Below are 13097 nucleotides of genomic sequence, written 5' to 3'. Positions count from 1 at the left end.
TAAATGAATTTTTTTAAAAAACTTTTCAATATTTCATCCCAAGAAGAAAGCCATATACAAAAGCAAAATGTAAGGCTATCTTTAGATGATTTGTTTGTACATAATTTTGTTGAAAAAGGAGGTAAGTTTTTATATTGCCTCAAAAAAGAAGAAGTCTTACAAAACATTAACAATATTCTAAAAGAGAATAACTGGTCAAAAGTATTTTTACTAGATCAAAAATTATCAAAACTAATTAATAAGAAACAAGCAGAAATTGTTACTCGTATATCTTTAGATGTACCTGTTTTTACTTCATGTGAACACTTAATTGCAGATAAAGGCGATGTTTTATTCTCTTCTAATCAATTAGCTAGTAGGAAGTTAACAGAATATCCAGATAATTTTATTGTTTTTGCAACTACTAGTCAATTGGTAAAAGATACAGGACAGGGGCTAACTGGAATAAAAACGAATTCAAAATCTAACTTACCTACTAACATTTCTTCAGTTAAAAATTACGTTCTCAATAAAAGTGATGATAATTTTTTAAACTACGGTAACAGTAATTCAAAAAACTTATATTTGCTGTTATTAGAAGATTTATAATATGCGCAACCTTTTACGAAGGAGTTTCTCTGGAATAATTTACATTATAATATTTATTTCTGCCATTTTATTTTCTAAAGAATCTTATATAACTCTCACAACTATATTTGGTTTTTTATGTATTTGGGAGTTTGCAAAAATGGTAAATTTAAAAAACTATGCTGCATACTTATTTTTTCCTGCTGTTTTATTTTTATTGTTAAAAAAACAAGATAATATTGCGACTTTAATTGTCTTAATTATAACTTTATTATCATCTGTATTTTTAATTTATCAATTAATAAATAAAAAGGAAATTGGTTTTTCTAATGATAGAGCAAAATTAGGTACAACCATTAGGTACGTTATTTTTTCCACCTGCTTTTTAGTTATGTTGCCTTTTTATAAGAACAGTTTTCATCCTTATTTAATGATTTCTATTCTATCAATTATCTGGGTAAATGACTCTTTTGCCTTTTTAGTAGGCAAAAATTTTGGAAAACATAAGCTATTTGTTTCTGTCTCTCCCAAAAAAACGATAGAAGGTTTTTTAGGAGGTTTAGTTTTTGCACTAGTTGCTGCTCTTCTTATAAGTAAATTTAATTTAGATTTTTCATTATTTAATTGGTTAGTTATTGCATTCTTAATTTCCACTTTAGGGACTCTTGGAGATTTAGTTGAGTCTAAATTTAAAAGGCAGGCTAACATAAAAGATAGTGGTAATATTATGCCTGGTCATGGAGGAATTTTAGATAGACTAGATAGCTTGATGTTTGCTGCACCATTTGTATATTTGTATATTCATTTTATTATATAACTATGATTCGTTTTCACAAAGAAGGATATAAAATTATTTTAGTAACGTTTATTTTTTGTATTGCTGTTATTTTGTTGGCAGAAAAGTTTTTAGATATCATTTGGTTGTCTAAAACCATACAAGTATTAGCAGTAGCTTTTTTAATAATCGTCTTACAGTTTTTTAGAAATCCCAAGCGATTAACATCATTAAATGATAATACAATTATTGCACCTGTAGATGGTAAAGTAGTTGTAATAGAAGAAGTTGAAGAACCAGAATATTTTAAAGATAAAAGAATTCAGGTTTCAATATTTATGTCGCCAATTAATGTGCATGTTACAAGGTACGCAATGAGTGGTATTGTAAAATACAGTAAATATCATCCAGGAAAATATTTAGTAGCTTGGCATCCAAAGGCATCAACAGAAAACGAAAGAACTACTGTAGTTTTAAAGAATGAAACTATTGGAGAAATTCTATATAGACAAATTGCAGGTGCTTTAGCTAAACGGATTGTAAACTATGCTAAAGAAGGAGATAAGGTAACTCAAGGTACTGATGCAGGTTTTATTAAATTTGGCTCTAGAGTAGATGTGTATTTACCTTTAGGCACTAAAATAAACGTAAATTTAGGAGATAAAGTAAAAGGTGGTGTCCAAGTTATCGCAGAAAAATAAATCTTCAGATAATAATTTAGATGGTCAATACAAAAAAGCTTTTGACGAAATTTCTAAATTAAAAGAAGCAGTTGCACCAGATGTAATGCTTAAATTATATGCATATTATAAACAGGCAAATTTTGGCAATAATTTTTCTTTTAATAGTGGTTTAGATGTTAGAAGTGCTTTTAAATTTAATGCTTGGATGCAACTGAATGGTATGTCTGCAAAAGAAGCAAAAAAAGAATACATAAAATTAGCAAATAAAGTTTTAATTAAAAAAAAGTAAAAACATGAAAAAAATAGCAATTATTTCATTTTTATCAATTGTAAGTGTGCTTAACTTTTCTTGCAAATCGGAAGCAAAAAAAGAGGAAAGTAAAAAAGAAGTTAAAAAGAGTACAGCAGCATTTATGGTTTCACAGGCTAAAAATGATATTAAATTTACAGCATATAAAACTACAGAAAAAGTTGGAGTAGCTGGTTGGTTTAAAAAAGTTAATGTGGTTTCTGGTGGTGAAGGAAACAGTGTTAAAGAAGCAATTAATAACACCGAATTTTCTATACCTGTGAGTAGTTTATTCACAAAAGATACCAGTAGAGATTATAAAATTCAAAATTTCTTTTTTGGTAAAATGGAAAATACAGAACTGCTTTCTGGTAAATTAATGATAAAAGATGATACAAATGGAATAGCAGAAATTAAAATGAATGGATATACAAGAGAAGTACCTTTTACATATACAATTGCAGAAAAGACGTTTAGTATGTCTTCTAAAATTGATGTAAATGATTGGAATGCTTCAGCAGCTTTGGCTGCTTTAAATAAAGTATGTGAGGTTTTACATACTGGTGCAGATGGTGTTTCTAAAACATGGAGTGAAGTAGCATTAAATATTACCTCTACTTTTTAAAGAGGTCATTTAAAGCTTCAGATAATTTAGAAAATCGAAAAGTAAATCCTTGCTTTTCGATTTTTTTTGCAGAAACTCTACTACCTTCTAATAGTATTTTAGACATATCTCCAAAGAGTAATTTTAGCATAAAGCTTGGTACATTAATGCCTACAAAAGGTTTGCCAATACTTTTTGCTAAAATTTTAGAAAAGGTTTTACTTGTGTGGTGTTCTGGTGCAACAGCATTAAAAATACCAGTTATATTTTTTTCAATTAAAGATATATACATATTACACAAATCGTCTATATGAATCCAAGGCATATACTGTTTTCCTGAACCTAAAGCAGAAATTACAGGAGGAGCAATCATTTTTTCTAAAGCCCCACCTTTTTCAGACAAAACAATACTTGTTCTTAAGATAGTAATAGGTATATTTAGTGATGAAAATTGATGTGCAGCATCTTCCCATTTAATACAAACCTCTCCTAAAAAATCATTACCAGCCTTATCACTTTCTTTAAATATTTTATCTGATGTTACTGCTCCATAAAAACCAATTCCAGAAGCAGAAATAAATCCTTTTAAATTAATTTTTAATTTTTTAATTTTATTAAAAAGTAGATTTGCAGTTTCTACTCTGCTATTAATAATAACTTTTTTTCTTTTTTCAGACCAACGTTCATCAGCAATTCCTGATCCAGCCAAGTGAATAATATAGTCTATATTTTCAAAAGCTTTTTCATCAATATAGTTTTTAGAAACATCCCATTTAAATTCATTTTTCTTTTCAGGGTTTCTACTTAAAATAACAACTTCGTGTTTTTTATTAAGTAATAATTCAGTAAGTTGTGTACCTACTAAACCAGTGCCTCCAGTAATTAATATTTTACTCATTTTTAGGTGTAAGTTTTAGAATTGTATCTGTAAAATTGAATACTTCTTTTTGTACATTTAAATAATTAGGGTTAAAAAAGCGAGAAGCTATAGAATGTTGCTTTGCTTCTGGAAATGCCATTTTTATTTTTTTTTCTGGTTTTGTAAAAGTTTCTTCAAACATTTCTAGCATTCTTTTAACAGAAACTGTTTTATCTTGTTCTTCTTCATTCTTATAATAATATCCCATAAAAAATGGTTGATGAATTTTCTTGAACGTTTCTGTATTCATTGTAGCTTCAATCATTGCCTTTAGTTGAATAATAGCCTCAACTCTATATTTTCCATACCAGAACTTATCTGCTCCATTTGGCGGGCTCCAAATCTGATAATCGCTACCCATTACTGTTTTTAATAGTTGTTCTCCCCATGGTTTTGTAATTAAGTTTGATGTTGAATCATAAATATCAATATTCGGAGAAATTAAAATTAACCCAGTAATTTCTGGATGATGAGCAGCTAAATATAAACCAGCTGTAGCTCCTGTACTTGCGCATATCAAAATTACTTTTTCACCTAACTTTTTTCCTATTGCTAATCCTCTTTTTGCAGAATTTATGTAGCCTTCTGCAGTAAAATCTAATAAAGGAGCTGCATCGTTTAAACCGTGTTTAAAAAGGCGAGGAGCATATAAGTTGGTTTTATATCGTTTTGAGAAATTAGTATACAATACTTCATTTTCAGCAGGACTAGCAGAAAAACCATGCAAGACTACAACAGAATATTCTGTTTTTGTAGGAATACTATCGGCCCAAATTAATCTAGATTCATTACCTTTTCGAATATTCTTATTTAGATTCTCTAAATTTACTTGAGTATTGATTTCAGATAAATCATTTGTAACATTTGGAAGATTATAGGATAAATTAGGAGTTTCTACTTTAGGTCCTAAAAAGTAGATAAGAATTAAAATTATAATTAATATACCTAAATATTTTAGTATTTTTTTTATCATTTAGTAAAGATAAAAAAACCGCAATCAAAAAGATTACGGTTGCAATAAATATATGTAATAAAATTACTTAATTTCTTTCATGGCATTAGTAATTAATGTTTTTAAGTGATTTTTATGTGCTTTAGTAGCTAAATCTCCTGAACCATTACTTACCCAAGTTCTAATATTTTTTAAATTATAAATTGCCATAGATTTAGCAGCAACAGTAAATCTACTACTAGTTTTACCAGCAATCATGCTTATTAACCTTTTAGTATAAACAGCTTGCAAATTTTGGCGAAAAGAATTGATACTTCCATATACATCTGGTTTAAACATCATATTATTTAAGTCTGTCATATAAGTTGACAATTTATAATTATTACCATAAAGTGTTGAATTAGAAATTCTCTGTAATGTATTTGGATGCATTAAATGTGATAACACATAAGTTTGATACCCTAACACTTGCTCATGAATTTTTGGATCTTCTGGTCCTCCAAAAAAATCATAACCTCTTCTCTGTCTTGCCAAATGTGTATACACGTCTTTTGGAGCCTCAAAAGCATTTGGAGCAAAAATATATTTCTTTAATGCATTCATTGCTCTTTTTTGGTCTTCTAAACTTACTGGTGTATAAGGTTGTGTTCCACCTTCTTGCCCAATGTTTGACCTATCTACATAAACACCTCCAATATATCTTGCTACAACTCCACCAGCAATAGCTGATTGATTTTGTAACGTATAATAAGCTCTCCTCAAATTCTCATAGGTCTCCCCATCTTTCATAAATTTAGGTTTAAAGTCTTTCAGCATAGAATTTACCAATTTAAATCTGTTTACAGAATACCCAATTGCATCATTAGATAAATCTCCAATCATTACTCTTGGATCTATTCCTCTTGATGAAGAACGCATATCATCAGCATCATTTCCAAAAATCAATTTTGGTTCAGAACTTCTGTTTAATAAAGCATTTTTTTCTGCTTCATTTTTAAATGGTGTGTATCCAAATTGGATTGCCCAAACATCATAAGGACCAACAGCCATATCATAATATTGACCTTGCTTACTTCTATCATTAGTAATATTTATTCCTGCATAATCCATAACAGAACCTGTCAATGCTTTTCCCTTAATAAAATTAGCATCTGCCAGTTGTTTTGGCGAAAATAATTGAGAAGCTTTCATATTGTGATTTAATCCTAAAGTATGCCCAACTTCGTGCATGATTAAAGACTTCATTCCTTCCTTTTTAATAGCTTCCATATCTAAACTTGAAGCTCCTGAAGCTTGTAAAACAGCAGTTCCTAATTGTAGGTTTTCATGCATAACATGTCCAGCAGAACAGAAAAGCATATTATTTTTTGCTAGATATTTTTGTACTTCAAGCTCTTCTGAAGTTTCTAGATGCATATTAGCAGCTGTATTATTATATAATTTATCAGCAAAGACTCTGTTTGTAAAATGAACAAATTCTAGCATAATATCTGCGCCTAAAATTTCACCAGTTCTTGGATTAACAAAACTTGGTCCATAACCACCAAAAGGAGGATTTGGTGAAGATGTCCAACGTAAAACATTATATCTTACATCTCCAGCATCCCAATCTGCATCATCTGGTTGTACTTTTACAACCATAGCATTATTAAAACCAGCTTTTTCAAAAGCTTCATTCCAAGCTAAAACACCTTCTTTAATAGTTTCTCTCCATTCAACAGGAGTAGAATTTTCTATCCACCAAGTAATTGGTTTTACAGGTTCAGAAATGGCAGCTTCCGGATTTTTTTTGACTAATTTCCATCTGTGAATCATATCTTTATAGTTCACAGTTTCTGTAGTAGTCATATCATTTACTTGAGTATTTATATAACCAACTCTTGGGTCATCAATCCTTACCTCATAGTCATCTTCAGGCATTTGCATAAATGAATGAAAAACTTTCACAGAAACATTTCGACCATCTGTAACATCTCTTCCTCCACCATTTAAAACAGATGGATTGCTATACACGTATTCTGTTTTAATATTAGTATTTTCTGGGTAATTTTTAATATGATGAATTTTAGATTTGTTTTTATCAAAACGTCCTAATGAAAAAGCAAAAGGAGATTGTCCTGGAAATCTTGGAGATTTTATTCTTGTAAAAGTTTCTGATAAGAATAGACCATTTGCATCAATTAAGTATTCTCCTTTCTTATCATCTGAAGCTAGAATCTTCCCACTTGCAATTACTGCATCACTAATATTTGCTTCTGCAGATTTAGAAATTGCATTATTCTCGTCAAAATAAAATGATGTATTTGGAGCTATAATTTCTAATTTATTAAAATGTTTTTTAACATGAAAAATACTTGATCCTCTATAACTTCCTCTAAAGGCTCTTACAGCAGCAACTCCGTCTGCAATTTGAGAAAAATAAATAAAGTCTTTATTTAATTGCTCTTTTTTTACCAACATTTTTACGGATCCAGTTATTGTATCTTGATAGATTGTAAAAAGACCGTCAATTTTTTTGCTACTTTTTGTTAGGCTAGCAATTGTTTTTCCTTTCTTTTTTGGTGGTTTCTTTTTTTGAACAGTTTTTGTTTCAACTTTCTTTTTTTTCTTTTTAAATAATTGTGCATTTGCATCTGGAATACTCAATACTGAAATACATAATAATGTAAAAAGAATTTTAAATTTACCTAAATTTATTATCTTCATAAAACATGATTTAATTAAAAACATACAAGTTAACTTTTGAAATAATTTTAAATGTTAAGATTTTTATAAAAAATGAAAACTATTATTTTTAGATGACCAAATTTATAAATTTCATCAAATTTATTTTATTAATTGATTCCAATAAAATAATTGCTTTTTTCAATTGGTATAATTGATGCTTTTATATGTTAAAGCAATGCTAATGTTTTTTAATAATCTCTGTAAAGCCTTATTTTTATAGTGATGAAAAACAATACAAAAAGAAAAGGTTTCGTTTTTAAAACATACCAACCTAAAAATCAATCTCCTTTTGAGAAACTTTTTGAAATCTTTAAAGAACTAATTACTTACACTTCTGGCGATTTTGATGAAGCCATAGATTGGTTGCGTTCTTTAGATAAAGAATATAATTTAACAACAGCAGAATATACTATAGATGATTTTGTTGAAGATTTAAAGAAGAAAGGCTACATTAAAGAAGAGATTGATGGAGATGGAGTAGGTGGAACAAAAATCACTGCAAAAACGGAAAGAGCAATTCGTCAACAGGCATTAAATCATATTTTTGGAAAGATTAAAAGAACAGGTTCTGGAAATCATAAAAGTAAATCGCCAGGAGTAGGAGATGAGCATACAGGAGATTTTAGAGCCTATCAATTTGGAGATAATTTGGATAAAGTTTCGATGACAGAAAGCATCAGAAACGCTCAAATTAATAACGGAATTGGCGATTTTTCATTAACCGAAAATGATTTGGTTGTAGAAGAGGCATTACACAAAAGTCAAATGAGTACTGTGTTGATGATTGATATTAGTCATTCTATGATTTTATATGGTGAAGACAGAATTACACCTGCCAAAAAAGTAGCAATGGCTTTGGCTGAATTAATCACCACTCGTTATCCAAAAGATACATTAGATATTTTGGTGTTTGGTAATGATGCTTGGACCATCAAAATTAAAGATTTACCTTACTTGCAAGTTGGCCCTTATCATACAAACACAGTGTCTGGTTTAAATTTGGCAATGGATTTGTTGCGAAGAAAGAAAAATACAAATAAACAAATTTTTATGATTACTGATGGTAAGCCAAGTTGTTTAAGTTTGCCAGATGGACAGTATTATAAAAACAGTAATGGATTGGATAAATACATTGTAAATAAATGTTATGCAATGGCACAACAGGCAAGAAAACTACACATTCCAATAACTACGTTTATGATAGCTCAAGATCCATATTTAAAACAATTTGTGAGTGCTTTTACACAAGCAAATCAAGGAAAAGCATTTTATACAGGATTAAAAGGTTTGGGTGAAATGATTTTTGAAGATTATGAAACCAATAGAAAGAAGAGAATAAAAGGCTAGAAAGCTGTTCGCTTTTGGCTGATAGCAATTAGTATTTACTAAAAGTTTTTAGCGAAAAGCTAATGGCAAAAAGCAAAAACACTACAAATGAATTTAGAAGATATAAAAACATTAGGAGAATTAAAAAAATCAGGATACAAATCAAAATCAATAAAAGACGAGTTACGTGAAAACTTAATCAGTAAAATGATGAGTAAAGAAACCGTCTTTAAAGGTGTTCACGGTTATGAAAATACAGTAATTCCTGAATTAGAAAGAGCAATTTTAAGCAGACATAATATCAATTTGTTAGGTTTGCGTGGTCAAGCAAAAACACGTTTGGCAAGATTGATGGTAAATTTGTTAGACGAATATATTCCTGTTGTGGAAGGTTCAGAGATTAATGATGATCCACTCAATCCAATTTCAAGATTTGCTATTGAAACTATTAAAGAAAAAGGAGATGAAACTCCTATTTTTTGGTTGCATAGAAACGAACGTTTTGCAGAAAAATTGGCAACTCCAGATGTTACTGTTGCAGATATTATTGGAGATGTTGATCCTATAAAAGCAGCCAATTTAAAGTTGAGTTATGCTGATGATAGAGTCATCCATTATGGAATGATTCCAAGAGCAAACAGATGTATTTTTGTAATTAATGAATTACCAGATTTACAAGCTCGTATTCAAGTAGCTTTATTTAATATTTTACAAGAAGGTGATATTCAAATACGTGGTTTTAAATTACGCTTGCCTTTAGATATGCAGTTCGTTTTTACTGCAAATCCTGAAGATTATACAAATCGTGGAAGTATAGTAACACCTTTAAAAGATAGAATTGGTTCGCAGATTTTAACGCACTATCCAGAAGATATAGAAACTGCAAAAATCATTACACAACAAGAAGCCAAAAATATTCAGAAAGACTTTATTCAAGTTCCAGAATTGGCAAAAGATTTGTTAGAACAAATTGTTTTTGAGGCAAGAGAAAGCGAATATATTGATGCAAAAAGTGGTGTAAGTGCACGTTTAAGTATTTCAGCTTTTGAGAATTTGTTGAGTACAGCAGAAAGAAGAGCCATTTTAGCTGGAGATTCTGATACAATGATTCGTTTAAATGATTTTGACGGAATTATTCCTGCAATTACAGGTAAAGTGGAGTTGGTTTACGAAGGTGAACAAGAAGGAGCACAGGTTGTGGCTGAAAATTTAATCAAAAAAGCGATTAAATCGTTATTTCCAACATATTTCCCAGAAATTAAAAAATTAGCAAAAACAACAGATGAATCTCCCTATGATGATATTGTTTCTTGGTTTTTTAATGCTGATGAAGATTTTGAATTGCTTGAAGATTTTACAGACGAACAATACAAAAATGAGCTGGACAAAATAAAACCAATAGATAATTTTTTAAAAGAACATCAACCTAATATGAACAAAGCAGATGCCTATTTTGTAAAAGAGTTTTTACTTTGGGGATTAGTTGAATTTAAGAAATTGAGTAAATATCGTTTTGCAGAAGGCACTCAATTTAAAGATCCTTATGGAGATTTTATGAGTGGGTTATAAACTAAAACTTTTAAATTATAAAAGCTGTCATTTTGAGCGAAATGAAATGAAGTCGAAAAATCTATTTTTATTAAGGAATTTATATAAGATTTCTCCACAAGGTCGAAAAGACAGCTTAATTTTTATTAATTCAAAATCAAAGGGTAATCAATATCTGCAGGTTCAATAATTTCATCTTGGAAACCATTTAAATCAATACCTAATAAAATGCGTAAAGCTTTTAGCTCATAAATATCAAAAATTAAAACTAAATTTTGATGCGAAGTAGGTATTGGAATCTTTCTTTTTTGAGCAGAACAACTATTATAATCTAACCAATAATCTACATCTATTTGAGATACATAAACTTTAAATTTGTACAATTGCTCTTTTGTAAACTGAAAGAAAACATTGTTAAAAGTTAATGCATAAGTTTTACAAGTATTACAAATAGAAAGTTCTCCATTTTTTACTCTTGATATAATTTTTGAATTTTGGCACATAGTTTCTTTTTTAATAGCAATCTGTTTTTATTTGATTCTTTTGCTTAAACTCTTCTAATGAGGTTTCTAAAAGTTCTTCTGATATTTCTTGTAAAACCAGTTCAACATCTTTTTGCATTGCCAAAGAACCACAAATTAGAATAGTATTTCCGTTTTTCAAAAACTCGGAAATAAAGTGATTGTATTTTTTTAATACATTCTGAACGTATATTTTTGAATCACTTTCTCGAGAAAAAGCAGTTTCAAAAGAATTAAGAGACCCTTTTTTTAAAGCTTTATCAATATGAGGTTTATAGATTTTTAAAGACTCTTTTGTTCTTCCTCCCCAAAAAAGGCTAATCTTTGTTTTTTTGTTTTTAGCAATCATCCCTAAAAACGGACCAATACCAGTTCCGTTTGCAATTAAAATAACTTCCTTTGCTTTTTTAGGAAAGTGAAAATTTTTGTTTTCTTGAATAGTAGCTTCAAAATTATTTTCTTTTGAGAGTTGCTGTAAAAAAGTAGAACAAACTCCAAATTTATGCTTTTTGATACTTAACAAAATGTGTTTATCAACTTTTGCTATTGAGTATAAACGTGGTGTTTTTTCATTTTTTGGAGTAATAGAAATCAAATCTCCTGAATTAAATTTTATATTTTTCTTCAGTTTTAATTTCAGTAAAAAAGTATCATCTATGTTTAAATCAGATTTTTCAATTACTTTTATAATTGTTTTTTCTTTTGAGTTAAATATTTGACTTTCATCGATATAAATATCGAATTTATACAGGTTTTTCAACTGTGTAAACCATTTTTCAAAATCTACAAAAGATTGATTATTCACTTTAAAAAGAGGCAGAATAGGAGTGAAGTTTTCGTGAATTTGTAAGTTAGCTTGTACTAATATCGCAAACTTGCAAAATTCAGGGTAATTTGTAGAACCAAAACCAACTACAGAAAAATTGATATTATTTATAGGTTGATGTTCCTTTAATTTTTTTAAAAATAAATTGGCGTTTGCAGGTGCATCTCCATCTCCATAAGTTGCTGTAAAAATAAGCAGATTGGTTGCTTTTTTATAGGAAGTGTAATTATCTAATTCATCAATAAAAACCTTCTTTTTTTGTTCAATAAGTGCTTTGTAAATTGCATTAGCATATTTAAAAGTACTACCAGTTTCAGAACCGATTAGAATGATAAATTCAGCTTCATCTTTCATAATTATATTGTTTAGGGTATCTGTTTTTTTACGCCTTTTTAAAGTCATAGAAAATCCTGAAATAATAAAAAATAGAATCGCAAAACAAGACAATAATAAAACCAAAGACCAAAATATAGAACCTCTACCAGTATGCAGAAACAAACTATAATTAGATAATAAATTGACTAAAGTTTGTTTTTTTTCACTGATGATTTGTCCTGTAAACTGATGAACTGCAATTTCTTTATTTACCAATTTTACAAAAAAGAAGTCTTCTTCATCCGTAGAAAAAGGAAACTCAATTTTTTCGACTTGATTAAGTTTTATGTTTTTAAAAATCTCAAAATCAGTGGTTTTTAGTTTTTGAGTTGTTGTTTTAGTATTTAGAGTTTTGTGTTTTGAATAATCTTTTGGTAATAAAGAAAATTTTTCTAAAGACAGACATACTCCTGTGAGTGTAATAATAATAATCGGAATTAAAAACCATCTTCCAAAAACAATATGATAATACTGATTAACTTCCTCTTTTATGATTTTGGTAAATACTTTTGAAAAACCACCTTGTCTTTTAGCAATTAAAATAACACCAGTTATTGCAATTAAGAACAAGAAGAAAGAGAAGAAGCCTACTAAAAAACGACCTGTTGATTTTAAAAATAAAGAACGATGTAGGTTGGTTGCAAATTCAAAAATGGTTTTTTTTGGGATGAGTTCTCCGATTTTTTCTCCTGTTTTTGGGTTGATGTAAAAACTAGCACTTTTACCATCTTTAGTAATTACAGAAGCTTTAACAAAACTGTTCTCATCAATAGAAAGCGAAACAATTTCATCATATTCGTTTTGTAACACAGTAATAGTTTCAGCAATAGAAACAGTTTCTAAATCAATATAATTATAAGGTTTTATTTGATTTGAAATTGGCTCAAAAGCTAAAATAATTCCTGTTATAGCAGCAATTAGTATAAAAATAGCAGAAGATATAGCCAAGGTTAAATGACTATATCTCCAAATTGAAATTGTCATA

The 13097-nt window shown here is 28.9% G+C and carries 12 protein-coding genes; 7 read left to right on the top strand and 5 right to left on the bottom strand.

Going from position 1 to position 13097, the window contains the following annotated elements:
- Positions 1-3: 3 nt before the first annotated feature.
- The 5 genes from BTO18_RS05015 to BTO18_RS04995 are packed head-to-tail and all read left to right on the top strand — an operon-like array spanning position 4 to position 2939.
- The gene (locus tag BTO18_RS05015) at positions 4-588 is read left to right on the top strand and encodes an LUD domain-containing protein (protein WP_105015178.1); all 585 of its coding nucleotides are present in this window, start codon (positions 4-6) and stop codon (positions 586-588) included.
- Position 589: 1 nt separating this feature from the next.
- Entirely contained in the window at positions 590-1384 is a 795-nt protein-coding gene (locus tag BTO18_RS05010) for a phosphatidate cytidylyltransferase (RefSeq protein WP_105015177.1), read from the top strand.
- A gap of 2 nt (positions 1385-1386) precedes the next feature.
- A complete protein-coding gene (locus BTO18_RS05005) occupies positions 1387-2043 on the top strand; it encodes a phosphatidylserine decarboxylase family protein (protein WP_105015176.1) in 657 nt (218 codons plus the stop codon).
- Positions 2018-2314, top strand: coding sequence for an acyl-CoA-binding protein (locus BTO18_RS05000; RefSeq protein WP_105015175.1), 297 nt, complete (start codon positions 2018-2020; stop codon positions 2312-2314). The genes BTO18_RS05005 and BTO18_RS05000 overlap by 26 nt, the downstream gene beginning before the upstream one ends.
- Before the next feature lie 4 nt (positions 2315-2318).
- Positions 2319-2939, top strand: a complete 621-nt coding sequence (locus tag BTO18_RS04995) for a YceI family protein (protein WP_105015174.1) — start codon at positions 2319-2321, stop codon at positions 2937-2939.
- Here BTO18_RS04995 and BTO18_RS04990 read toward each other — a convergent pair.
- The 3 genes from BTO18_RS04990 to BTO18_RS04980 form a co-directional block, all read right to left on the bottom strand.
- The gene (locus BTO18_RS04990) at positions 2929-3816 is read right to left on the bottom strand and encodes a TIGR01777 family oxidoreductase (RefSeq protein WP_105015173.1); all 888 of its coding nucleotides are present in this window, start codon (positions 3814-3816) and stop codon (positions 2929-2931) included. The two genes, BTO18_RS04995 and BTO18_RS04990, sit on opposite strands and share 11 nt — an antisense overlap.
- Entirely contained in the window at positions 3809-4810 is a 1002-nt protein-coding gene (locus BTO18_RS04985) for an alpha/beta hydrolase (protein WP_105015172.1), read from the bottom strand. The genes BTO18_RS04990 and BTO18_RS04985 overlap by 8 nt, the downstream gene beginning before the upstream one ends.
- Positions 4811-4873: 63 nt before the next feature.
- Positions 4874-7495, bottom strand: a complete 2622-nt coding sequence (locus BTO18_RS04980; RefSeq protein ID WP_105015171.1) for a zinc-dependent metalloprotease — start codon at positions 7493-7495, stop codon at positions 4874-4876.
- A 243-nt stretch (positions 7496-7738) separates the two neighbouring features.
- On the opposite strand from BTO18_RS04980, the gene BTO18_RS04975 reads away from it, so the two are divergent.
- Together BTO18_RS04975 and BTO18_RS04970 are read left to right on the top strand one after the other, a co-directional pair.
- Entirely contained in the window at positions 7739-8863 is a 1125-nt protein-coding gene (locus tag BTO18_RS04975; protein WP_105015170.1) for a vWA domain-containing protein, read from the top strand.
- A gap of 87 nt (positions 8864-8950) precedes the next feature.
- Positions 8951-10411 (top strand): MoxR family ATPase, encoded by a 1461-nt coding sequence (locus tag BTO18_RS04970; RefSeq protein WP_105015169.1) that lies wholly within the window; start codon positions 8951-8953, stop codon positions 10409-10411.
- 125 nt (positions 10412-10536) lie between these two features.
- On the opposite strand, the gene BTO18_RS04965 is transcribed toward BTO18_RS04970, so the two are convergent.
- Positions 10537-10893, bottom strand: coding sequence for a DUF6686 family protein (locus BTO18_RS04965; protein WP_211295570.1), 357 nt, complete (start codon positions 10891-10893; stop codon positions 10537-10539).
- Between the two features lie 10 nt (positions 10894-10903).
- Positions 10904-13096, bottom strand: coding sequence for a PepSY domain-containing protein (locus BTO18_RS04960; protein WP_211295569.1), 2193 nt, complete (start codon positions 13094-13096; stop codon positions 10904-10906).
- Position 13097 lies beyond the last annotated feature (1 nt).

It is taken from the genome of Polaribacter porphyrae (assembly GCF_002954685.1).
Classification (GTDB): Bacteria; Bacteroidota; Bacteroidia; order Flavobacteriales; family Flavobacteriaceae; genus Polaribacter; species Polaribacter porphyrae.
This window is presented reverse-complemented; position numbering and strand designations above follow the sequence as displayed.

What these genes read in the sequence shown, in the direction of transcription:
- BTO18_RS05015 (WP_105015178.1), top strand. Translation starts at nt 4, where the DNA reads ATGAATTTTTTTAAAAAACTTTTCAATATTTCATCCCAAGAAGAAAGC.
- BTO18_RS05010 (WP_105015177.1), top strand. Translation starts at nt 590, where the DNA reads ATGCGCAACCTTTTACGAAGGAGTTTCTCTGGAATAATTTACATTATA.
- BTO18_RS05005 (WP_105015176.1), top strand. Translation starts at nt 1,387, where the DNA reads ATGATTCGTTTTCACAAAGAAGGATATAAAATTATTTTAGTAACGTTT.
- BTO18_RS04995 (WP_105015174.1), top strand. Translation starts at nt 2,319, where the DNA reads ATGAAAAAAATAGCAATTATTTCATTTTTATCAATTGTAAGTGTGCTT.
- BTO18_RS04990 (WP_105015173.1), bottom strand. Translation starts at nt 3,816, where the DNA reads ATGAGTAAAATATTAATTACTGGAGGCACTGGTTTAGTAGGTACACAA.
- BTO18_RS04985 (WP_105015172.1), bottom strand. Translation starts at nt 4,810, where the DNA reads ATGATAAAAAAAATACTAAAATATTTAGGTATATTAATTATAATTTTA.
- BTO18_RS04980 (WP_105015171.1), bottom strand. Translation starts at nt 7,495, where the DNA reads ATGAAGATAATAAATTTAGGTAAATTTAAAATTCTTTTTACATTATTA.
- BTO18_RS04975 (WP_105015170.1), top strand. Translation starts at nt 7,739, where the DNA reads ATGAAAAACAATACAAAAAGAAAAGGTTTCGTTTTTAAAACATACCAA.
- BTO18_RS04970 (WP_105015169.1), top strand. Translation starts at nt 8,951, where the DNA reads ATGAATTTAGAAGATATAAAAACATTAGGAGAATTAAAAAAATCAGGA.
- BTO18_RS04965 (WP_211295570.1), bottom strand. Translation starts at nt 10,893, where the DNA reads ATGTGCCAAAATTCAAAAATTATATCAAGAGTAAAAAATGGAGAACTT.
- BTO18_RS04960 (WP_211295569.1), bottom strand. Translation starts at nt 13,096, where the DNA reads ATGACAATTTCAATTTGGAGATATAGTCATTTAACCTTGGCTATATCT.